Below are 21,859 nucleotides of genomic sequence, written 5' to 3'. Positions count from 1 at the left end.
GCGGCCTGCTCCTGCCGTGCGGCGCTACGGTCAGGACTGGTCTGCCACGAAGGACGCCATGCGGGTCAGTGCCGCGTTCCAGTTGATCGCGGTTTCGTTCGTCGACCAGGACTGGATGTCGTCGATGTAGCAGAACTGGCCCACGCAGCCCTGGAGCTTGAGCTGGGCGTAGGGGTCCTGGATGCTCGAGTTGGGGCCGCCGGCGAGGGTTCCCGCGGGCGGGTTCGGCAGGTTCGGGTCGAGTTGGTGGGCGTACCAGCGGCTGTGCTGGTTGTGGGCGTTCGCCTCTCCGTAGCCGGTCACGTAGGACATGTTCAGGGCGTTGCGGCCGAAGAGGTAGTCCATGCTCTGGACGGCCGCGTCGCGGTACTTCGAGGCGCCGGTGATGTCGTACGCGGTGGCGATGACGACCGCGTTGTTGAGGACCTGGTGGCTGGAGCCCCAGTCGTAGAGGTTGCCGGCGGGCGCGTACGGCATGCCGTACGGCTGGGACTTGAGCGTGGCGAGGTACGTGTCGGCGGCCTCGACCACCGATCGGCGCACCTTGTCCCGGCCCGGGAGCCCGTTGGGGACGGTGGCGAGGTCGAGGCGGCCCGCGGCGGCCGTCCTGCCCCAGTCGAAGCCGGTGGGGCCGAAGATGTCGGCGGTGTGGACCGGGGAGCTCACGACGTGGTCGGCGAACCGCTTCTCACCGGTGGTGAGGTACAGCTCCGCCGCCGCCCAGTAGAACTCGTCGGTCGCGTCGGTGTCCGGGTAGGCGCCGCCGCCGGTGCCGTCATCGGGGTCGGCGTACAGGGCGGGGTGGGCGAGCGCCGCCGACCACGCCTTGCGGGCGGCCGCCAGTGCCTTCGCCGCGAACGCCTTGTCGTAGGGGCGGTACAGGCGTGCGGCCTGGGCGGCCGTGGCGGCCAGGTTCAGAGTCGCCTGGGTGGACGGCGGGTGCAGTTCGCGCTTCTGCGGGTCGTCGCTCGGCAGCAGCGGCAGGCCGGTCCACGACTCGTCGTGGATCTTGTGGTGGGCCATTCCGGCCAGCGGCTGCCCGTCCGGCACCTGCATCTTCAGCAGGAACTCCAGCTCCCAGCGGGCCTCGTCGAGGATGTCCGGCACCTTGTTGCCGCTCTCGGGGAGCGCCAGCGTGCTGTCGCCGAGCTTCGCGGGCTGCCCGGTGCGGGCGTGCAGGGAGCGTTCGTGGGTGCTGAGCAGCTCCCAGGTGGTGATGCCGCCGTTGACGACGTACTTGCCGTGGTCGCCCGCGTCGTACCAGCCGCCGGTCACGTCGAGCGTGTAGTCGCAGACGCCCGGCTGGCAGGGCACGGCGGAGTCGCCCCGGTTGGGGGCCACGTCGACATGGCCGGCGAGCCTGCCGTAGCCGGGGCGCAGGTCGTCGCGGATCGGGGTGCCGCTGCGCTGTGTGTAGTAGTACTTCACCGCGTCCAGCCGCAGCTTCTCGTAGGCGGCGGAGCCGATGTCGAACGGGCGGCTGGTCTCGCCGTCGGCGACCAGGGTGAAGTCCTTGCCCTGCTTGCGGTAGGCGCCGAAGTCGATCGCGTGGACGTTCTGCCCGGAGGAGGCGTCCACCCCGCGCGGCACGCTCCAGCCGTGGGCGACCGTGGTGCCCCGCGCGTTCTTCAGCTGCCAGGGCAGCTTGGTGGTGGCGTCGGTGACGAGCGTGGCGTTCTTGGGGCCCGCGGGCAGGTAGGCGACCTGGTTGACGCGGACGCGCGGGCCCGTGTCGGGTTCGTACACCTCGGGGGGCACCCCGCCCAGCAGCGACACGTCGTCCATGCAGAACCGCCAGGCGTCGGCGCTGCCGCCGAGCTGGAAGGCGACCTGGCCCTGGGTGGTGTCGACCGGGGAGGTGAAGGTGTAGCTGTAGGAGTCGCCGGACACGGTCAGCACCGGGCTCGCCTCGTACCAGGTGTCGTACGGCGACACGGACAGACCGACGAGGGCCCGCGCCACATGGCCGTCGGGCGCGCCGGACGCCTTGTAGGAGAACCGGTAGGTCTCCCCCTTCACCAGGGTGATGTCGTTCTGGCCGACGGCGGCGTCCCAGCGGTTGGTGGTGCCGCCCGGCACGTCGGCGCACAGGCGGCCCTCTGACAGGCCAGCGGTGACGTTGCTCGTCGTCCACCAGGGGGCGGTGGTGGTGTCGAAGGTGCCGTTCTTGACCTGCTCGACCTCGTCGGCCCCGGCCTGCTGTGCGGGCAGCGCGCTCAGCGCGGTGGCGAGCAGGGCCGTCAGGGACAGCAGGGCGGTTCTGCGTCGTTTCACGTCCGGGCTCCTCGGGGAGGTGCGGGTGGCGCTCGTCGTGGGAGCGCTCCCAGAGACGGATGGGGCCATGCTGGTCGGCGTGGTGACACCCCGTCAACGGTCCGGACGAGACGGCTTTCGGGTCGTTGTCAGTGGCGAGTTCTACTGTGGCCTCCGACAGCTCAACGTGAACGGCTCACCACGGATCGACGAGGAACTGGAGATCTCCATGACCACCCTGCCCGACAGGCCGAACACCGCCCTGCTGGTCATCGACGTCCAGAAGGGCGTGGTGGCGGGCGCGCCCCGCCGTGACGAGGTGATCGCGAACATCGACGCCCTGATCACCTCGGCGCGCGCTCAGGACGTGCCGGTCATCTGGGTGCAGCACTCCGACGGTGAGCTCGTACGCGGCAGTGAGAACTGGCAGTACGTCGAGGAGCTCGTCCGCCTCGACTCCGAACCCCTCGTCCACAAGATCTGGTTCGACTCCTTCGAGGACACGACGCTGGAGACGGTCCTCGCCGAGCACGGGGTGGGCCGAGTCGTCGTCACGGGGGCGCAGACGGACGCGTGCATCCGCTCGACCCTCCACGGCGCCTTCGTGCGGGGGTACGACGTGACGCTGGTCGGTGACGCGCACACGACGGAGGACCTCAGCGAGTACGGCGCTCCGGCCCCGGAGCAGGTGATAGCCCACACCAACATGTACTGGTCGTGGCAGAGCGCACCCGGGCGCACCGCGGGCACGGTCGAGACGGCGAAGGTGACGTTCGGGGCGGCCGACGCGGGTTGAGGCGCTGCCGGGAGGGCGGTGCCCAGGCCGATGGCTCCCGGCCTGAGCACCACATGGTCCACTCGGGTCAGGCCGGTGCCTCCAACTTGCTGATGCGGAGGGCGCCTTGGAGCGTGCCCGGGGCGCCGCTGGTCAGGGTCAGCCGCAGTCGGGAGCCGCGTACCGCGTCGAAGGTGATGACCGTCGGCGCGTCGGAGGCCGTGGCCCAGTCGACGGCCGCCCCCGTGACCGGCGCGTAGGCGCGACCGTTCCAGACGGCGACCTCGACCCGCGCGGGGAGCGTGTGCCCGGCGTCCACCGTGAACGACACCTCCACCCGGTCGAAGGTCCGCGTCCGTCCCCAGTCCACCGAGACCCAGTCCTCGGGCCTTGCCCCGTCGAAGGCGGGGAGCAGGGCGGTCGCGGACTTGAGGAAGCCGTTGGACCAGCCGGTGGCCGGGTCGCCGTCGAGTACGGCCGCGGGCAGGGTGTCCGGTCGGCCGGAGTAACTGGCGTCGGCGTGCGGGTAGTCGACGGGGGCCGGGTACTCGGGCGCGAACTCCGGCGCCGGGGTGGTCGCCACCGACCGGGCTGTGGTCGTCCGTATGGTCGCGGTGCCCGCCCGCAGGCCGTCCGCGCGAGCCGTCACCTTCAGGACGCCCGCCTTCGTACCGGCGCGCACGATCGCGAGTGCCTTGCCGTGGAAGGCGGTTCGCGTACGGGCCTGGTAGCGCTCGGCGCTCTCCTGGCGTCCGTTGTCGAGGCCGGCGAGGGATCCGCCGGTGACGTCGAAACGGATCAGGTGCTCGGCGTCGGGCACGACCACTCCGCGGACGTCGACGACCTCGGCCGTCACGAAGGCCGGCGAACGGCCGTCGGCGGCGAGGGACCTACGGTCGGCGGTCAGCCGTACGGCGTGCGGCTTCCCCGCCGTGCGCAGGACGTCCGTGGCGACGACCCTGCCACCGCGGCGCGCGACCGCCTTCAACTCCCCCGGCCGGTACGGCACCTTCCACGTGAGATGGAGTTTGCCCGCGCTGCCGTTGGGGCTGGTGTAGCTGCCGGGGTAGGGGCCGTCGGTGAAGGTCTTGTCGTCGCCGGTCGGCTCGGTGGTCTCCAGGTACTCCCGCCCGTCGACGGTCCTCTTCCTGTCGAACTTCCTTGTGCCCAGGGACTTTCCGTTGAGGAACAGCTCGACGGTGTCGACGTTGGAGTACGCCCACACCTCGACCGTGTCGCCCTCCTCGTGGTTCCAGGTCATCGGCAGCAGATGGACCATGGGTTCGTCGGTCCACTGGCTCCTGAAGAGGTGGTACATGTCCTTCGGGAAGCCCGCGGTGTCGACCGCGCCGAAGAAGGACGCCTTCACCGGGAAGACGTCGTACGGCGTCGGCTCGCCGATGTAGTCGATGCCCGACCACAGGAACTGCCCGGCGAACCACTTCCGGTCGCGGTCCTTCTTGTGCCCGTACTCGCCGCTCATCGTCCAGGAGGCGAGGTTGTTGTCGTAGGAGGAGGTGGCGCGCTTGCCCGGCGTGTGGTTCTCGCCGGTGTTGAGGTGCTCGGGCTCCTGGTACGCGCCGCGCGTCGAGGTCTCCGAGGAGGACTCGGACTCGAAGAGGAACAGCTTGGGGTAGCGGGCGTGCAGCGCGTCCACCGACTTGGCGGTGTTGTAGTTGAGGCCCAGGCCGTCGAGCTTGGCGAGGATCAGGTCGCCCGGGGAACCCGGCGCGGGGACACTGCGGTGCCGGTGGGAGCCGATCACGATCGGCCGGGTCTCGTCATGCTCCTTGATCCGGGCGATCAGACGGTCCGCGATGCCGAGACCGGCGGTGGAGGTGAACTCACTGATCTCGTTGCCGATCGACCACATGACCACGGCGGGCGAGTTGCGGGCGGCGAGCACCATCTCGGCGATGTCCCTGTCGGACCACTCGTCGAAGAACCGGCCGTAGTCGTACCGCGTCTTGGAGCTGCGCCAGCAGTCGAACGCCTCCACCATCATCACGATGCCGAGCTCCTCGCAGACCTGGATCATCTCCGGCGAGGGCGGGTTGTGGGAGGTGCGGAAGGCGTTGACGCCCATCGACTTCATGATCGTCATCTGGCGGCGGATCGCGTCGATGCTGACCGCGGCACCGAGGGCGCCCAGGTCGTGGTGGAGGTCCACGCCCTTGATCTTGGTGTGGGTGCCGTTGAGGGAGAAGCCCTCGTCCGGGTCGAAGCGGAAGGTGCGGATGCCGAACGGGGTGCGGTAGGTGTCGGTGGTGGTGCCGCCGACGCGCAGCTCGGTGTGCAGGGTGTAGCGCCGCGGGCTCGCGAAGTCCCACAACGACGGTTTCGGGACGGTGAGTTCATGGGTGTGGTCGGCCCTGTCGGTGACGGCGACCGTGGCGGAGGTACGGGCGACGGTGCGGCCGCGGGGGTCGGTGATCCGGGAGACGACCTCGACGTCCGCGCCGGTGCCGGTCTCGTTCACCAGGGCCGTCCGCACCCTTACGAGGGCCCGCTCGGCGGTGACCTCGGGTGTGGTGACGTGGGTGCCCCAGCGCGCCACGTGCACCGGTTCGGTGACGACCAGGCGGGCCTCGCGGTAGATGCCGCTGCCGGAGTACCAGCGACTGCTCGGGAGCCGGTTCTGGACCTTGACCGCGAGGACGTTCTCGGTGGTGCCGTCGGTGTGCACCAGGTCGGTGAGGTCGAAGGCGAAGCCGGTGTAGCCGTACGGGTGGCGGCCGACCTCCGTGCCGTTGCAGTGCACGGAGGAGTCCATGTAGACCCCGTCGAACTCCACCGAGATCCGCTTGCCCGCCAGGGCGGGCGGCAGGGTGAAGGCGAGGCGGTACCAGCCGAGGCCGCCGGGGAAGAACCCGGTGCCGCTGGTCGTGCCGTACTGGGTGGTGGGCGTCTGCTCGATGCTCCAGTCGTGCGGGACCGCGACCTCGCGCCACGCCGAGTCGTCGTAGGCGGGGTCGGCGGCATCGGCGTAGGCGCCGGTCGGGTCGGTGATGCCGCCCGGGTTGACCAGCGCGAAGCGCCAGCCGTCGCGCAGGGCGACCGTGTGGCGGCCGGGCGCGTCCCGGGCGGCATCGGCGGCCGTCGCGGCCGGGGCGGCGCCCAGGAGCGATCCGGCGGCCGGGGCGGCCGCGGAGGCGATCAAGACCGATCTGCGAGTGACTGACATGGCGGCTCTCCCTCATCAGGGCTCATCAGGACCCATAAGTACTCACAACTGATCGTGAACCAACAGAATCTGACGACGTGCCACACGAGCCCGTCAAGAGGGCCGTGAGCCGCCCCGTCTCTCACGTCCCACTCAGGGGGCCGGCGTGGAAGGGGTCGACGTTCGCGGAGGACCGGTACGCACTAGGCTGGGAGACCGGTGACACCTGTTCACTGTGAGTGTGCGCGATGGAGTGGCGACGATGAGCCCGGTGTACCCGTTCGACGATGCCGCCACGGCGCGGGCCCTCGTCGGCACGGACGGCCTGCTCGTCCAGTGGAACGAGGGCGCGCGCCGTCTGCTGGGCTGGACGCCGGAGGAGGTCGTGGGCCGCCCGGCCGCGAACCTGCTGGCGGGCGACGCGCCCGCCATCCCCTCCGGCGAGCCCCGCTGGAACGGCGAGCTGGCGCTGCGGCACCGCGACGGCCGCACCGTGTCCGTCTGGGTCCTGGTCCACCACAGACACCCCGCGGACGGTGGCGGCCGGCTCGTCGTCAGCCCGCTCTGGGCGCCCGGACCACTGCCGCCGGACGACCCGCTGTCCGGGGTCGAGCTGACCCAGTCACCGTGCGCGGTCGCGATCTTCGACGAGCGGCTGCGCCTGCACCGGATCAACGCCCCCATGGCCGAGGTCCTGCGCGTTCCCGAGGAGCGCCTGCGCGGCCTGCGCATCCCCGACATCGACGGTCGGCCGCAGAGCGCGGACTTCGAGCAGCAGATGCACCGGGTGCTCACCACCGGCCGGGGCCACGACGTGCGCTCCTACGCGCCGATCAGCGGCGAGGGGCGCATCGCGGCCTGGCTGGCCCGGATGTCCCCCGTCACCGACGCCGACGGACGGGTGCGGGGCGTGTGCGTCGCCGCCCACGACTTCACCGAGCAGTACCTGGCCAGGGAGCGGCTGCAACTGGTCAACGAGGCGAGCGTCCGCATCGGCAGCACCCTCGACGTCACCCGTACGGCTCAGGAGCTGGCCGACGTCTGCGTACCGGCGCTGGCCGACTTCGTCAGCGTCGACCTGCTGGAGCCGCCCGAGCAGGGCACGGAGCCCGCGTCAGGGCAGTTCAGCGCGCCGATCACGCTGCGCCGGGTGGCCCACGGCTCGGTCAACCCGGGCAGCCCCGAGGCCGTGGTCAAGCTGGGCCAGCTCGATGTCTACCCCAGCCCCTCGCCGCAGGCCGACTCCCTGCTCGCGGGCCACGCGATCGTGGCGTCGACGGCCACGGACGACCTCGAACGGTGGCTGTCCTGGGACCCGGTCCGGCGTGGGCGGATCGAGGAGTACGGCATCCACTCCACGATGTCCGTGCCGATCAAGGCCCGCGGCACGACCCTCGGCGTCGCGGTCCTCACCCGCTTCCGGCGTCCCGACCCGTTCACGCCCGACGACGTGCTGCTCGCCGAGGAGATCACCGCGCGGGCCGCCGTCTGCATCGACAACGCGCGCCGCTACTCCCGCGAGCGCGAGACCGCCCTCGCCCTGCAGCGCAGCCTGCTCCCCCGCAACCTCCCGCGCACCGCTGCCGTCAGGGCCGCCTCGCGCTACCTCCCGGCGGCACAAGCCGGAGTGGGGGGCGACTGGTTCGACGTGATCCCGCTGTCCGGGATGCGGGTCGCCATGGTTGTCGGGGACGTGGTCGGCCACGGCGTCCAGGCCTCCGCCACCATGGGCCGCCTGCGCACCGCCGTGCGCACCCTCGCCGACATCGACCTCGCCCCCGACGAGCTCCTCACCCACCTCGACGACCTCGTGCTACGGCTCTCCGACGAGGCCGGCACCGAGGGCAGCCCCGGCGAGGTGGGCGCCACCTGCCTGTACGCGGTGTACGACCCGGTGTCCCGGCGCTGCACCCTCGCACGGGCCGGCCATCCGCCGCCCGTGCTGCTGCCGCCGGGCGGCGCGCCCCGGCAGGTCGACCTGCCCTCCGGTCCGCCGCTGGGTCTGGGCGGGCTGCCGTTCGAGTCGGCCGAACTGGACCTGCGTGAGGGGTCCGTCCTCGCGTTCTTCACCGACGGCCTGATCGAGTCCCGCGAGCGCGACGTCGAGGCGGGCCACGCGCTGCTGTGCGAGGCCCTCGCGGCCCAAGCGGACTCCCTCGACGAGACCTGCGACCGCATCCTGCACACCCTGCTGCCGACGGGCGGCGCCGCCGACGACGTGGCCCTGCTGCTGGCCCGCACCCAGGGCCTCTCGCCGTCCCGGGTGGCGACCTGGGACATCCCCGCCGACCCGGCGCTCGTCGCCCCGATCCGCAAGCAGGTCGTCGAACAGCTCGCCGTCTGGGAGCTGGACGAGGTCGGCTTCACGACCGAGCTCGTGGTGAGCGAGCTCGTCACCAACGCCATCCGCTACGGCTCCCACCCCATCAGGCTGCGGCTGATCCACGACGCGGCCACGCTGATCTGCGAGGTCTCCGACACCAGCCACACCGCTCCGCACCTGCGCCGCGCCAAGACGTGGGACGAGGGCGGCCGAGGGCTGTTGCTGGTCGCCCAGCTCACGGAGCGGTGGGGCAGCAGGCACCACACGGAGGGCAAGACGATCTGGGCGGAGCTGGCACTGCTCGACGAGGAGTGAGCACTGCTCGAGAGCGCACTTCTCGAGAGCGCGCTTCTCGCTTCGGTTCTCGCTTCGGTTCTCGCGGAGGGGGAACTCGACGCACATGTCTCAGTCGAAACGTTCCGTCGCCTTATGGGTGAGCGCGCTCGCCGTGCCGGGGCTGTTGACGGCCTGCGGCACGACGGGCCAGTCGCGGGAATCGGCCGACAGCGCGGGCGCAGTGCACCGGGTGGCGGCCGAGGCCGCCGTCGGCACCACGCGGTGCCACACCTCCGAGCTCCGCGCCTCCGTCGGCCGCAACGATCCGGGCGCCGGGCAGTGGAACTTCCCGGTCGTCCTCACCAACGTCTCCTCCCGCACCTGCACGGTGTACGGCTATCCGGGCGCCGCCTTCCTGGACGCGTCCGGCAAGCAGCTGGGCCCCGATCCGAAGCGCGCGCCGAACCAGAAACCGGCGAAGGTCACGCTGGCGCCGGGCCGCAGCGCGTGGGCGGGGCTGTCGTACAGCAATCCGGAGATCAGCGGCGCCCACGCGGCCACCCCCGCCGCGCTCCTGGTCACCCCTCCGGACGAACGGAAGCCGTTGAAGGTGAAGTGGACGGGCGGGCCCGTGCCGGTGTCCGGCAACGCCTCCTCGGTGTTCCTGACGGTGTTCGCGCCCGGCACCGGCCCCTGACCGTCCGCCCCAGCCCGACCCTCCTGTCGGGCCTCTTACCCAGCCGTGTTTTCATGGGCGGCTCCCCCATCTGATCGTGTCCTGAAGGAACCGCCCTGAACGCCCCGCTCGCCGAGTCCCTGTCCGTCGCCCTGCTCGTCGCCACTCTTGTCTGGGCCGTCCTGCGTCCCGGTGGGTGGCCGGAGGCCGTCGTGGCGGTGCCGGCCGCCGGGATCGCCGTCGCCACCGGGGTGATCTCGCCCGACCACGCGCTGGCGGAGGCCGAGCGGCTCGGGCCGGTGGTCGGTTTCCTCGCCGCGGTCCTGGTCCTCGCGCACTTCTGTGACGTCGAGGGCCTCTTCACGGCGTGCGGGGCGTGGATGGCCCGCTGGGCCGCGGGCCGCCCCCGACGGCTGCTGACCGCGGTGTTCGTCCTCGCCTCGGTGATCACGGCCGTGCTGAGCCTGGACGCCACCGTGGTGCTGCTGACGCCGGTCGTGCTGGCCACCGCCACCCGGATGGGCGTGCGGTCCCGGCCGCATCTCTACGCCTGCGCGCACCTGTCGAACACGGCGTCACTGCTGCTGCCGGTCTCCAACCTCACCAACCTGCTGGCGTTCACGGCGAGCGGCCTGAGCTTCACCCGGTTCGCCGCGCTGATGGCGCTGCCCTGGCTGGTGGCGATCGGCGCCGAGTACCTGGTCTTCCGGCGGTTCTTCGCCGACGACCTGGCGGCTCCCGCGCCCTCCGCCGACATCGCCGAGCCACCGCGGCTCCCGCTGTTCGCCCTGGTCACCGTGGCCTGCACGCTCGCCGGGTTCGTGGTGGCCTCCGCCGTCGGCGTGGACCCGGCGTGGGCCGCGTCGGCGGGGGCGCTGGTGCTGGCGGTCCGCGCGCTGGTGCGGCGGCGGGCCACACCGCTGACGGTGGTGCGGGCCGCTTCCCCGGCGTTCCTGGCGTTCGTGCTCGCCCTCGGGGTCGTCGTGCGCGCGGTGGTCGACAACGGCCTCGCCGGCGCGCTGCGGCATGTCCTGCCCGGCGGCTCGGGGTTCGTCGCCCTGCTCGCCCTGGCCGCCCTGGCCGCCGTCCTGGCGAACCTGATCAACAACCTGCCCGCGGTGCTGGTCCTGCTGCCGCTCACCGCTCCGGCCGGTGCCGGGGCGGTGCTCGCCGTGCTGCTCGGGGTGAACATCGGGCCGAACCTGACCTACGCGGGGTCGCTGGCGACGCTGCTGTGGCGGCGCATCGTGCAGCGGCAGGAGGAGGGGGTCGGCGCGGGTGTGGGCCTCGGCATCGGCTTCGGTGAGTTCACCCGGCTCGGGCTGCTCGCCGTACCGGCCGCGCTGGTCCCCGCGGTGGCGGCGCTGTGGGTGTCGCTGCTGGTCGTCGGGGCCTGAGCGCGCGTATCACCCGCGGGTCACCGGCCGCCGTAGCCGTACCCCCCGTAGCCGTAGCCATAGCCCCCGTACCCGTAGCCCCCGTAGGGGTAGCCGCCGTTGCCGTAGCCCCCGTAGGGGTAGCCGCCCGGCGCGCCGCCGTTGTGGTTGTTCGGGGAGCAGTAGTACGGGTTGTACGAGCAGGGGTCGGCCGTGGACGGTGAGGCCGTCGGGGTCGGCTTCGGGGTGGTGCGGGGTGTGGTCGGGGTCGGCGTGGGGGTGGGGGTCGGGGTCTTCGCGGCCTTCGGGGTGGGCGTCGGCGACGGGGGCGTCGGAGCGGGTTGGCTGTCCGTGCCCCAGTTGACGACCTCCATCTGGGGGTTGGGCTTCGAGGTGTCGACGACCCAGCGCTGGGCGGGGTCGTCGTCGCCACGGTTCTTGAGGACGAGGGCGCCGGAGCCGTCGGTGGCGGCGGGTGCCAGCGCCAGGTCCTGGTCCCAGCGGGGCACCAGTGTGCCCTGGAGGGTGAAGTCGTAGCGGACGTTCTTCTCGCCGGGCCGGTCGGCGCCGGTGCACGGCGCGAGCCGTACGGAGTAGCCGAGGTGGGAGTCCAGGCAGAGACCGGGGTCGGCCGCGTTGCGCAGCAGGCCGTCGGTCTCGTACGTCCACTGCTGGGACTCGGTCGAGGAGCACTTGGCCAGCCGTGTCTCGGCGCCCTGGACGGTCGCGCCGACGATGCCGACGCAGAGGCCCGAGTCCACGTTGTGCAGCCTGCCGCTCAGCGTGCCCCGGGCGGTGTCGCCGGATCCGGTCCGGGACGGGTTGGTCGTCGAGTCGCCCGAGCCCGAGCCGGGTGCCTCGGTCGTCTCGCCACCGTCGGCCGACGATGTGCCGTCGTCGGGTCCCTGGGCGGACCACAGCACCAGCGGCAGGACGACCAGCCCGCTCACGGTGAGGACGGCCGCGGCGAGGTTGCGGCGGCGGACACGACGGGCCGCCTTGCGGTCCGAACGACGGGAGACGGGACGGGCGTCGTCGGCGGGATCGGTACCGGAATCCGGGCGGGTGTCGGCACGGGACTCGGCACCGGTGCGGGACCGGGCACCGAGACGGCCGCCGGCGCGGGCGGCCTTGCGGGAGTCGGGGCGGGCGGCCTTGCGGGAGCCGGAGTCGGCCCGGCCGCCGGGGCCGATCTGCGGGGCGGGCCCGGGTGAGTCGAAGGGCTCTCCCGGGAAGCCCACGAACTCCGCCGACGACGGCGCCGGCGCGGCGGGCTCGTCGCCCCGGTTCGCCCGCGCCTCGAGGTAGGCCCGCGCGCCCCAGCCCAGGACCCCCTCGGCCAGCGCGACGCCGAGCCCTCCGCCGTTGAACTGCTCCAGCTGGGCCGCGGTGTGCGAGCAGTGCTTGCACTGCTCGAGGTGGGCGCGCAGATCGGGGTCGAGGTCGACAGCGCCGCGCCGACAGGTCACGTCCAGCAGTCGGTGGTAGCGGCGGCAGTCGTCGTCGGGGGCGAGTTCGCGGTGGACCTGGAGGCACTCGTCGCGCAGGCGCTCCCGGGCGCGGCGCAGTTCGACGCGCGCGTCCTCCTCGTCCAGGCCGAGCAGCCCGGCCGGGGTCGCCAGTGGTTCGGCCTCCACCTCGGTGTGCCAGAGCAGGCAGCGGGCGGCCTGGGACAGCCGCTGGAACGCGCGGGACAGCAGCCGCCGGTCCGCCGAGGGGAGCAGTCGGGCGGCGACACGGGCCCCGTCGTCGGTGTCGGGGCGCAGGGCCGGGTGGAGCAGGTCGCGTCGGCCGTCGGTGTCCCACTCCGCGGCGATGCGGCGCACGGTGACGAGGAGGTGGGGCCGCCACGCGGCGGTCGGTCCGCTCTGTCGCAGGGACGCGCCGAAGAGCCTCGTGAACGCCGCGGTGGTGAGCATGCCCGCGGCCCGCGCGCTGTCGGTGCACAGCCTGGCGTAGGCGAAGGCCGCTTCCCAGTGCCGGTCCAGCAGTTCACCCACGGGGTGGAGCGCGGGCGAGCCGCCCGTCCACTTGGTCAGCTCGGCACTGAGCTGTTCGTCCGTGGCATCGAACCGGCGCGCGGGGGTCGGGAAATTCGACGGGCCAGCGTCAGTCAAGGCGGCATTCCTTCCAAGGGCATGCGGCGGATCCACCCGTACAGAGTTCGGCATCTCGAACGTCCGTCTGTGCAGCTCTTTTGGAGCGCGGGGGGAGTGAACGGGGAGACGCCTCGTGCGCGCAGCGAGAATATTTTGTCTGCGCGCCGACAACGCACACCTTTACACAGGTCATCGACAGTGAACAAGAGATCTCGTGGTTTTGTGCATTGCGTGCAGGCCACCACTTTTGACGGAACGTCACTCCAGGACCTCTAAGGAATTTCGCGTCTTATCGGAGCGTAAATTCGGGTGGGGATTCCCCGATACGCGCCCGGCGGCATCCCGTACCGCTCCCGGAACACCCGGCTGAAGTGAAACGGACTGGCGAAGCCCGAGGCCGCCGCGACCCGTTCCACGGACAGGTCGGTGCTCTCCAGGAGCCGGGCCGCGTGGCCCAGCCGTGCCTCGCGCAGCGCCCGCATCGGCGAGTGGCCGAGCTGCTCGGTGAACAGGTGCGCGAACCGGGAGGGCGACAGGGCGACCGCCTCGGCGAGCGAACGGACCGTGTGCGGGGCGCCCGGGTCGGCGGCGATCAGCGCCTGCGCCCTGAGCACCCGGGCGTCGGCACCGGGCCGGGCCGACGGCGGGCGTGCGGCGGCGGTCGTGAGGAGGACGACCTCCTCCAGGGAGCACAGGGCGAGTTCCCGTGCGGCGCTGCCGTGCGCGACGGCGACCGGATCGTCCGCGGCGGGGGCGGTGACGGGCGGGGCCCCGGTGCCGGTCCAGCGGGCGTCGGCGAGCATGCGGCCGAACGCCGCCTCGACGCGCCCGTGCAGACCGGCCGGGACGGGCGTGACGACGTACATCCCGTCGCCGGTGCCGTACGGCCGCAGCCAGGACGTCCAGGACGGCCGCGCCTGACAGTGCGCCCACCAGAAACGCCAGTGCGGGGCGCCGGGCTCGACGCCGTAGCCGTGCGGGACACCCGGCGCGAGCACCACGAGGTCCCCCGCCCCGGCCCGCGTCCCGGCGTGCCCCTGGCGCAGCCGGCCGCGTCCGCCGGCCGTCCAGGTGAAGAGCCAGCTGTCCGATCCCCGGGGCCGGTCGACGGTGTACGCGGGGAGCTGGTCGAAGTGGCCGACGACCACATGGCCGGGCGGCGGCGAGGGGTCGCCGGGCGTGGCAGTCCCGGGCATGTCGTCAGCACGCATGGGCATCCTTCCGTAGGCGGTGTCGGCCTAGCGTGGTGGGCAGAGGACAACGGACCGAGGAGGGACCGTATGACAGCCACGGGCATCGACGCCGCCGAGGCTCCCATACTGACGGAGGCGGGGCTGCGGCAGTACCGGGAGGACGGCTTCACCGTCGTGCGCGGCATGTTCGGGTACGAGGAGATCGACCGGCTCCGCGCCGAGTTCACGGCGCTGCACGCGGCCGGGCCGGTGTCCGGGCACTTCGAGCCGCGCCCGGATTCCACGGACCCGCTGCGCGTGTACCCGAGGGTGATGCAGCCGCACGAGGTCAACCCGCTCGCGCGGCGGGTGCTGCTGGACGCCCGGCTGCGGAGTGTGCTGGAGGCGCTGCTCGGTGAGGAGGTGCTGGCCGCGCAGAGCATGTTCTACTTCAAGCCGCCGGGGGCGCGGGGGCAGGCGCTGCACCAGGACAACTTCTACCTGCGGGTGGAGCCGGGCACGTGTGTGGCGGCGTGGATCGCGTGCGACGAGATCGACCGGGAGAACGGCGGTCTCGAGGTCGTGCCGGGTACGCACGCGATGGACCTGTTCTGCCCCGAGGAGGCGGACGCGGGGGTGTCGTTCGCGCGGGAGTACGTACCGCCACCGCCCGGCCTCGCGGCGGTGCCGGTCGACATGGCGCCGGGGGACGTGCTGTTCTTCAACGGCAGCCTGGTGCACGGGTCGCAGCCCAACCGCACCGACGACCGGTTCCGGCGCTCGTTCATCGGGCACTACGTGGGCCGCTCCACCGCCCGCATCGGCGCGTACTACCGCACGGTGACCATGAGCGGTGAGCGGGTGTCCCTGGCGGAGAGCGAGGGCGCGGGCCCGTGCGGCACGGAGTTCACGCCGGACGGGCCTCACTGAAAAGCGCTCCGCACACGTTCGGTACCCGGCGCGAGAGGCCGGCCCTGCGTCGTCGCTGCGGCGTGCCGGTCAGTGGCCGGCGATCGGGTGGGGGGCGTAGGGCTGCTCCAGCTGCTCCAACTCCTTGTCGCTGAGGGTGAGTTCCACCGCCGCCACCGCGTCCTCGATGTGGTGGGGCTTGGCGGCGCCGACGACGGGGGACGTCACGGTGTCGCGGTGCAGCAGCCAGGCGAGGGCGACCTGGGCGCGGGGGACGCCTCGGTCGTTCGCGATGCGGGTGACGGTTTCGACGATGGCGCGGTCGCCCTCCAGGTAGAGGGTGCTGCCGAAGTCGTCCGTGGCGCTGCGGTCGGTCTCGACGCCCCAGTCGCGGGTGAGGCGGCCGCGGGCGAGCGGGCTCCAGGGCAGCACACCGACCCCCTGGTCGGCGCAGAGGGGCAGCATCTCGCGCTCCTCCTCGCGGTAGAGGAGGTTGTAGTGGTTCTGCATGGAGACGAACCGGGTCCAGCCGTGCCGCTCGGCCGCGTACTGCATCTTGGCGAACTGCCAGGCGTACATCGAACTCGCCCCGATGTAGCGCGCCTTGCCCGCCTTGACCACGTCGTGCAGGGCCTCCATCGTCTCCTCGACGGGGGTGTGCGGGTCGAAGCGGTGGATCTGGTACAGGTCGACGTGGTCGGTGCCGAGTCGGGTGAGGCTGTGGTCGATCTCGGTCAGGATCGCCTTGCGGGAGAGGCCGCCGCCGTTGGGACCGGGCCGCATCCGGCCGTGCACCTTGGTGGCGAGCACGATCTCGTCACGGCGGGCGAAGTCGCGCAGCGCCCGGCCGACGATCTCCTCGCTGGTGCCGTCGGAGTAGACGTTCGCGGTGTCGAAGAAGGTGACGCCGGCGTCCAGTGCCTGCCGGATCAGCGGGCGGGACGCCTCCTCGTCGAGGGTCCACTCGTGTGTGCCGCGGTCGGGGTCTCCGTAGGTCATGCAGCCCAGACAGATCCGCGACACGTCCAGACCCGTCGCACCGAGCTTCACGTACTGCATCGTTGCCGCTCCTGCCGTCGCACGGGGGTACTCAGGCGAGCCTACGTCCCACCCAGCAGGTCCAGCGCACGCTCCCAGCCGAACTCCCCCGCCTCGCCGCCCGCGTACGGCTCCCCGAAGCGCACGCCCATGCCGCGCAGGCGGACCAGGCTGTCCTGGTAGGCGGGGTGGGCGGCGAGGGAGTCGGACACGCACGGCAGGACGGCGATCGGCACGCCCTGGCCGGACACCTCGCACAGGGTGCCCAGGGCGAGGGTGTCGGCGATGCCGGCCGCCCACTTGTTGACGGTGTTGAACGTGGCGGGCGCGACGACGACGGCGTCCGGGTCGGGGAAGGGCCGCGGATCGCCGGGGCGCCGCCACGCGGAGCGGATGGGCCGTCCGGTCTGCGTCTCCACCGCGGCGGTGTCGAAGAAGCCGTTCAGGGCGGTGGGCGTGGCGAAGACGCCCACCGCCCAGTCCCGCTCCTGCGCGGCGGTGATCAGCTTGCTGACCCCCGCGGCGATCCCGGCGGCACAGACGACGACGTAGAGGAAGGGCTTGCCGTCGGGTTGGGTCACACGGGGAACCCTACTGAAGGGGGAAGGACCGGCCGTGTTCGGCCTCGGGCCGCGGTCCCAGGATGCGGCGCTCGGCCTCGGTGATCGGCACGTCGTTGATGCTCGCCTCGCGACGGGTCATCAGGCCGTGCGCGTCGAACTGCCACAGCTCGTTGCCGTACGACCGCCACCACTGCCCGTGGGTGTCGCGGCACTCGTACTGGAAGCGGACGGCGATGCGGTCGCCGTCGAAGGCCCACAGGTCCTTGCGCAGCGCGTAGTCGCGTTCGCGTGCCCACTTCGCGGTGAGGAACGCGACGATCTCCGCGCGGCCGGTGAGGAAGGTGTCACGGTTGCGCCAGACCGAGTCCTCGGAGTAGGCGAGGGCGACCCGGTGCGGGTCGCGGGTGTTCCACGCGTCCTCGGCGGCCTGGACCTTGCGGGCGGCGGTCTCCCGGGTGAAGGGCGGCAGGGGCGGGCGGTCGGACATGGGCTGCTCCGCTACGAAATGGAGAACGAGCGTTCTCCGGGTGGCTGCTACCGTAGGAGAACGCTCGTTCTCGCGTCAAGGAGCCAGCCGGTGAGGCACCGGCGAATGAGCCGGTGGAAGGAGTGGTCGATGGACAGCGCGGTCGCCCGCGAGCAGGCGCTGGACGCCGCCGAGCGGCTGTTCTACGGGCGAGGCGTCCAGTGCGTCGGCATGGACGACGTGCGCGGGGCTTCAGGGGTCTCGCTCAAGCGGCTCTACCAGCTCTTCCCGGCGAAGGAACAGCTGGTGGAGGCCTGTCTGGAGCGGCGGGACGAGCGCTGGCGCGGGCGGCTCACGCGGTCCGTGGAGCGGCACGAGGATCCGCGTCGGCGTGTCCTCGCCGTCTTCGACTGGCTCGAGGAGTGGTTCGGCGAGGACGGCTTCCGCGGGTGCGCCTGGATCAACGCGTACGGCGAACTGGGCGCCGTGTCGGACCGCGTGGCGCACCAGGTCCGCGCCCACAAGCAGGCGTTCCGCGACTACCTCGCCGGTCTCGTGGCCGAGGCGGGCCTGCCCGCCGCTCTGACCGGGCCCCTGTTCCTGCTGGCCGAGGGCGCGATGGTCACCGCGGGCATCACCGGCGACACGAAGCCGGCGGCGGAGGCCCGGGACGCGGCCCGGATGCTGATCCGCTGACGCGGAGGCCGGGATGCGGCTCGGGGAGATGAGTCGGCGTCGGATCAGGTGTCCGTCAGGGCGATGGCACTCACCGGGCAGGCCCGGGCGGCCTCGCGGATCATCGGGTCGCCCGCGCCGTCCTCCCGGCCCGGCAGGAGGGCGCTGTAGCCGTCGTCGTCCTGGGTGAAGACGCCCGGGGCGGCGAGGGCGCACTGGCCGGCGCCGATGCAGACGTCCTTGTCGATGTCGATGTGCATGACCGTCGGCCTCTCACCAGGTCACGGGGAGTTCCAGCATCCCCTGGATGGTGTCGCCCGGCTTGAAGGGGATCGTGTCCGCCGGGGCCGCGAGCCGCAGTCCTGGCAGGCATGCGAAGAGGGAGTGCAGGGCGATCTCCATCTCGGCGCGGGCCAGGTTCTGGCCGAGGCACTGGTGGATGCCGAAGCCGAACGACACGTGGTGGCGGGCGGAGCGGTGCCAGTCGAGGGTGTCGGGTTCGGTGTAGACGGTCTCGTCGCGGTTGATGACCGACGTCGAGAAGATCACACCGTCTCCGGCCCGGATCGTCGTCCCCGCCACCTCGATGTCCTCGGTGGCCAGCCGCAGCAGACCGTCCGCTATGGACAGCATCCGCATCAGTTCCTCGACGGCGGCGGGCAGCAGCGCCGGGTCGGCCCGCAACTCGGCAAGCTTCTCCGGATGTTGGAGCAGCGTGTAGGTGCCGAGCGAGATCATGTTGGCGGTCGTCTCATGACCGGCGACCAGCAGGATGATCGCGAGGGCGGTCACCTCCTCACGGTCCACGGCGCCTTCGCGCAGCTGCTGATGGACGAGGTCGTCGAGAACGCCGTCCCCGGGCCGCCGCTCCTTCCGCTTGCGGTCGATCAACTCGCCGACGTACTCCTCGAGTCGTTCCCGCGCCCGGAGCGTGTCGTCCGCCGTGGGTCCGCGCAGCAGCCGCCGCGACTGCTCCTCGAAGAACTCGTGGTCGGCGTACGGCACACCCAGCAGGGCGCAGATCACCATCGACGGCACGGGCAGCGCGAACGCGCTCACCAGGTCGGCGGGCGGCCCCTGGGCGGTCATCGCGTCGAGCCGCTCGTCGACGACGCGCTGGATGCTCGGGCGCAGTTCGTTGGCGCGTTTCAGGGTGAAGCTCGGGACCATCATGCGTCGCTGCACCCGGTGCTCCGGGTCGTCGACGCCGAGCAGGGCGGTCTTCTTGTGGCGGACGGCCGCGAAGCGCTCGGTGGGCGCGGGGAAGCCGGGCCGGGTGCGGTCGGTCGACAGGCGGGGGTCGGCGAGCAGGTCACGGGCGACACCGTGACCGGTCACCAGCCAGGCGGGGCTCCCGTCGAAGAGGCTGACGCGCGTCAGGGGGCGCGTGCCGCGCAGCGGCTCGTAGGCGGTCGGCGGGTGGTAGGGGCAGGTGCGGTCCTGGGGGAAGGCGACGGGTTCCGGCAGTTCCGAGAGTTCCGACAGTTCCGTCATGGAAGACCTCACAGACGAAGGGTGCGTCGTGACGATCTTCATTAGATGCCCGGGGCATCTATAGGGCGACGCGAAGTTCGGCCAGATCGGTGAACGGGACGATCTGGCCGGAGTTGAGCGTTCCGCGGCGCCGGCCGGAGGGGCGGATGCCGCTCGCGCCCGGTAATTCGGTTGCCGTCGTGCGGGCCCGCCCCCAGGATCCAGCCATGTCCACGATCGATGCCCTTCCGCCGCTGATGTCCGCCGCCACCGTTCCCGTGCGTGGCCGACAGCAGCCCGGGGGTCCCCGGAGGCTCGACGCCGCGCGCTCATGACGGGCGCGCTCGTCGCGGGGCTGGTCGCGGGCTACGGCATCGCCATCCCCGTGGGCGCGGTCGGCACCTACCTCGTCTCCCTCACCGCGCGCACCTCCCTGCGCACCGGCGCGTGCGCCGCGCTCGGCGTCGCGACCGCCGACGGGCTCTACGCCCTGCTCGCCACGGTCGGCGGTTCCGCCGTGGCCGCCGTGCTGCGGCCGGTGCTGGGGCCGCTGGCCTGGGCCTCCGCCCTGGTGCTGCTCGCGCTGGCCGCGCTGGGCGCCGTCACCGCCGTACGGCGGTACCGCGCGCGCCATCTCACCGCGCGCTCCGAGCCACCGCCGCCGAGTCCGGCGCGGGCCTTCCTGTCCCTGCTCGGGATCACGCTCCTCAACCCCACCACCGTCCTCTACTTCGCGGCCCTGGTGCTCGGCACCGGCACCGCGGACGCGGCTCATCCCCTGGCACAGGGCGCGTTCGTGCTGGCCGCCTTCGCCGCGTCCGCCAGCTGGCAGCTCCTGCTCGCCGGGGGCGGCGCGCTGCTGGGCCGGGCCCTCACCGGGCGCCGGGGGCGTCTGGTGACGGCGCTCGTGTCGAGCGGGGTGATGGCGGTGCTGGCCCTACGGATCGTCGCGCAGGCGTGAGCGGGACCGGGCCGTGTCCCGTGAATCACTGGACAGGAACCCGAGCATGGTGCGGATGAATCCCGCGCATACGCGTGTTGTAGCGCGGTACGGATCAGTCGTACGACGCGACGAGCGACGAAAGGGACGGATGCCATGCCTCTTGAGGGCGAGTACGAACCCAGCCCGACCCAGTGGGTGCGTGAGCAGGTGGAGCTGTACGAGAAGTCCGGCGGCACGGAGGGGACGACCCTGCTGGACACGGGAATGCCCGTCATTTTGCTGACCACGCGGGGCGCGCGGAGCGGGAAGATCCGCAAGACGCCGCTGATGCGCGTGGAGCACGAGGGACGGTACGCCGTGGTCGCCTCCCAGGGCGGGGCGCCCACGCACCCGGTCTGGTACCACAACGTCAAGGCCGACCCTCGGGTGGAACTCCAGGACGGCCCGCAGAAGTGGGACATGACGGCGCGTGAGGTCACCGGCGAGGAGAAGGCCGCGTGGTGGGAGCGTGCCGTCGCGGCCTATCCCCCGTACGCCGAGTACCAGACGAAGACGAGCCGGGAGATCCCCGTGTTCGTCCTCGAACCGGCAGACGGAAGCTGATCCGAAAAAATTTCCGCGTCCGGGTGCATGAACCGGGGGACCCCGGGCACCCGAAGGTCAGGCCCCGCCGCGTTCCCCCGTCGCGGCGGGGCTTTCTCGTGTCTCGCGCGCCGCTCGGTCGGTCACGTCGAGGAAGATCTGGTCCGCCTCGGGGACGATCCCGGCGATGGACCCCTTGATGCGGTCGGCGACCTCCTCGACCCGTTCGCTGTCCAGACCGGGGGCCAGGTCGATGCGGGCGGCCACGAGGGCCTGGTCCAGGCCCGTCTTCATCGTGAACAGCGCCTCTACGCTGTCGATCTCGGGCTGGGCCTCCAGCAGCGCCCGGATCCTGTGACTGGCCTCCGGGTCGGCGGCCTCCCCGATCAGCTGGTCGCGTGCGTCGCGGCCCAGCCGGTAGGCGACGTACACCAGCAGCGCGCCGATGGCGAGCGAGGCCGACGCCTCCCACACCACCTGGCCGGTGACCATGTGCAGGGCCATGCCGACGATGGCGAGGGTCACCCCCAGCACCGCGGTGCCGTCCTCGGCGACGACCGTGCGCAGGGCCGGGTCGCGCAGTCCGGCGGCGCCACCCTGCTTGCGCACCTGGTACAGGGCCCGTACGAGGGAGGCGCCCTCGGCGAGGAGGGCGACGCCGAGCACGACCAGACCGACCACGTATCCGCCGAGTTCTTCCTCCGCGCCGTTCTTGAGCGCCTCGAAGCCCTGGAAGAAGGAGAAGCAGCCGCCCATGACGAAGATCCCGACGGCCGCGAGGAGCGACCAGAAGAACCGCTCCTTGCCGTAGCCGAAGGGGTGACGGGCGTCGGCCGGGCGGCGGCTGCGGCGCAGTGCGGCCAGCAGGAAGACCTCGTTGAGGCTGTCGGCGACCGAGTGGGCCGCCTCCGACAGCAGCGCGGGCGAGTGCGCGAGGAGGCCGCCCACCGCCTTGGCGACGGCGATGACCAGGTTGGCCGCGAGGGCCACAAGGACGGTGACGCGTGTCTTGTGATCGGCTTGGCGTTCCGTAGGTGTCTCACTCACCCTTCGCCGATTGCCCAGGTCATGGCTGATCACACCGTGCCGTCGGCGGA

19 protein-coding genes are annotated in these 21,859 nt (G+C 72.1%); 8 read left to right on the top strand and 11 right to left on the bottom strand.

From position 1 onward, the window contains the following. Window positions 1–30: 30 nt before the first annotated feature. A complete protein-coding gene (locus tag ACGFNV_RS05655; RefSeq protein WP_393619589.1) occupies window positions 31–2,274 on the bottom strand; it encodes a glycoside hydrolase family 9 protein in 2,244 nt (747 codons plus the stop codon). A 208-nt stretch (window positions 2,275–2,482) separates the two neighbouring features. Between ACGFNV_RS05655 and ACGFNV_RS05650 the strand changes: the two genes are divergently transcribed. Further along, window positions 2,483–3,049 carry an isochorismatase family protein gene (locus ACGFNV_RS05650; protein ID WP_393620041.1) on the top strand — a complete coding sequence of 189 codons (567 nt, stop codon included), beginning with the start codon at window positions 2,483–2,485 and terminating at the stop codon, window positions 3,047–3,049. Window positions 3,050–3,116: 67 nt separating this feature from the next. Here the strand turns inward: ACGFNV_RS05650 and ACGFNV_RS05645 are convergent, their stop codons facing one another. Further along, window positions 3,117–6,212, bottom strand: a complete 3,096-nt coding sequence (locus tag ACGFNV_RS05645; protein ID WP_393619588.1) for a glycoside hydrolase family 2 TIM barrel-domain containing protein — start codon at window positions 6,210–6,212, stop codon at window positions 3,117–3,119. A 241-nt stretch (window positions 6,213–6,453) separates the two neighbouring features. On the opposite strand from ACGFNV_RS05645, the gene ACGFNV_RS05640 reads away from it, so the two are divergent. The 3 genes from ACGFNV_RS05640 (at window position 6,454) to ACGFNV_RS05630 (ending at window position 10,863) form a co-directional block, all read left to right on the top strand. After that, the gene (locus ACGFNV_RS05640) at window positions 6,454–8,829 is read left to right on the top strand and encodes a SpoIIE family protein phosphatase (RefSeq protein WP_393619587.1); all 2,376 of its coding nucleotides are present in this window, start codon (window positions 6,454–6,456) and stop codon (window positions 8,827–8,829) included. An 85-nt stretch (window positions 8,830–8,914) separates the two neighbouring features. After that, window positions 8,915–9,487, top strand: coding sequence for a DUF4232 domain-containing protein (locus ACGFNV_RS05635; RefSeq protein WP_393619586.1), 573 nt, complete (start codon window positions 8,915–8,917; stop codon window positions 9,485–9,487). A gap of 95 nt (window positions 9,488–9,582) precedes the next feature. Further along, window positions 9,583–10,863, top strand: a complete 1,281-nt coding sequence (locus tag ACGFNV_RS05630; protein WP_393620040.1) for an arsenic transporter — start codon at window positions 9,583–9,585, stop codon at window positions 10,861–10,863. 20 nt (window positions 10,864–10,883) lie between these two features. Here ACGFNV_RS05630 and ACGFNV_RS05625 read toward each other — a convergent pair whose 3' ends face one another. Both ACGFNV_RS05625 and ACGFNV_RS05620 read right to left on the bottom strand, forming a co-directional pair. Next, a complete protein-coding gene (locus ACGFNV_RS05625; RefSeq protein ID WP_393619585.1) occupies window positions 10,884–12,959 on the bottom strand; it encodes a ricin-type beta-trefoil lectin domain protein in 2,076 nt (691 codons plus the stop codon). Window positions 12,960–13,213: 254 nt separating this feature from the next. Continuing rightward, window positions 13,214–14,152, bottom strand: a complete 939-nt coding sequence (locus ACGFNV_RS05620) for a helix-turn-helix domain-containing protein (RefSeq protein WP_393619583.1) — start codon at window positions 14,150–14,152, stop codon at window positions 13,214–13,216. Window positions 14,153–14,221: 69 nt separating this feature from the next. On the opposite strand from ACGFNV_RS05620, the gene ACGFNV_RS05615 reads away from it, so the two are divergent. After that, complete coding sequence (locus tag ACGFNV_RS05615; protein ID WP_393619581.1) at window positions 14,222–15,043, top strand: phytanoyl-CoA dioxygenase family protein; 822 nt, start codon at window positions 14,222–14,224, stop codon at window positions 15,041–15,043. Between the two features lie 69 nt (window positions 15,044–15,112). On the opposite strand, the gene ACGFNV_RS05610 is transcribed toward ACGFNV_RS05615, so the two are convergent. The 3 genes from ACGFNV_RS05610 to ACGFNV_RS05600 are packed head-to-tail and all read right to left on the bottom strand — an operon-like array spanning window position 15,113 to window position 17,110. Beyond that, entirely contained in the window at window positions 15,113–16,081 is a 969-nt protein-coding gene (locus tag ACGFNV_RS05610; protein WP_393619579.1) for an aldo/keto reductase, read from the bottom strand. Between the two features lie 41 nt (window positions 16,082–16,122). Continuing rightward, a complete protein-coding gene (locus ACGFNV_RS05605) occupies window positions 16,123–16,641 on the bottom strand; it encodes a flavoprotein (RefSeq protein WP_393619577.1) in 519 nt (172 codons plus the stop codon). A gap of 10 nt (window positions 16,642–16,651) precedes the next feature. Continuing rightward, window positions 16,652–17,110, bottom strand: coding sequence for a nuclear transport factor 2 family protein (locus ACGFNV_RS05600; RefSeq protein WP_393619576.1), 459 nt, complete (start codon window positions 17,108–17,110; stop codon window positions 16,652–16,654). A gap of 129 nt (window positions 17,111–17,239) precedes the next feature. Between ACGFNV_RS05600 and ACGFNV_RS05595 the strand changes: the two genes are divergently transcribed. Then, the gene (locus ACGFNV_RS05595) at window positions 17,240–17,785 is read left to right on the top strand and encodes a TetR/AcrR family transcriptional regulator (protein WP_393619574.1); all 546 of its coding nucleotides are present in this window, start codon (window positions 17,240–17,242) and stop codon (window positions 17,783–17,785) included. A 44-nt stretch (window positions 17,786–17,829) separates the two neighbouring features. Here the strand turns inward: ACGFNV_RS05595 and ACGFNV_RS05590 are convergent, their stop codons facing one another. From ACGFNV_RS05590 to ACGFNV_RS05580, 3 genes are read right to left on the bottom strand one after another with little or no spacing between them, the layout of a single operon-like run. After that, window positions 17,830–18,024, bottom strand: a complete 195-nt coding sequence (locus tag ACGFNV_RS05590; RefSeq protein WP_393619573.1) for a ferredoxin — start codon at window positions 18,022–18,024, stop codon at window positions 17,830–17,832. Between the two features lie 13 nt (window positions 18,025–18,037). Continuing rightward, window positions 18,038–19,258, bottom strand: coding sequence for a cytochrome P450 (locus tag ACGFNV_RS05585; protein WP_393619571.1), 1,221 nt, complete (start codon window positions 19,256–19,258; stop codon window positions 18,038–18,040). A 58-nt stretch (window positions 19,259–19,316) separates the two neighbouring features. Further along, window positions 19,317–19,466 (bottom strand): hypothetical protein, encoded by a 150-nt coding sequence (locus ACGFNV_RS05580; protein WP_393619569.1) that lies wholly within the window; start codon window positions 19,464–19,466, stop codon window positions 19,317–19,319. Window positions 19,467–19,568: 102 nt separating this feature from the next. Here ACGFNV_RS05580 and ACGFNV_RS05575 point away from each other — a divergent pair, with 102 nt between their 5' ends. Beyond that, entirely contained in the window at window positions 19,569–20,198 is a 630-nt protein-coding gene (locus ACGFNV_RS05575) for a LysE family transporter (RefSeq protein ID WP_393619568.1), read from the top strand. A 135-nt stretch (window positions 20,199–20,333) separates the two neighbouring features. Further along, complete coding sequence (locus ACGFNV_RS05570) at window positions 20,334–20,783, top strand: nitroreductase family deazaflavin-dependent oxidoreductase (protein ID WP_393619566.1); 450 nt, start codon at window positions 20,334–20,336, stop codon at window positions 20,781–20,783. Between the two features lie 57 nt (window positions 20,784–20,840). On the opposite strand, the gene ACGFNV_RS05565 is transcribed toward ACGFNV_RS05570, so the two are convergent. After that, window positions 20,841–21,809 (bottom strand): cation diffusion facilitator family transporter, encoded by a 969-nt coding sequence (locus tag ACGFNV_RS05565; RefSeq protein WP_393619565.1) that lies wholly within the window; start codon window positions 21,807–21,809, stop codon window positions 20,841–20,843. Window positions 21,810–21,859: the final 50 nt, after the last annotated feature.

Source organism: Streptomyces sp. NPDC048751 (assembly GCF_043198595.1).
Lineage (GTDB): Bacteria > Actinomycetota > Actinomycetes > Streptomycetales > Streptomycetaceae > Streptomyces.
Note: the sequence above shows the minus strand (reverse complement) of the source record. Positions and strands in the feature narration are given on the sequence as shown.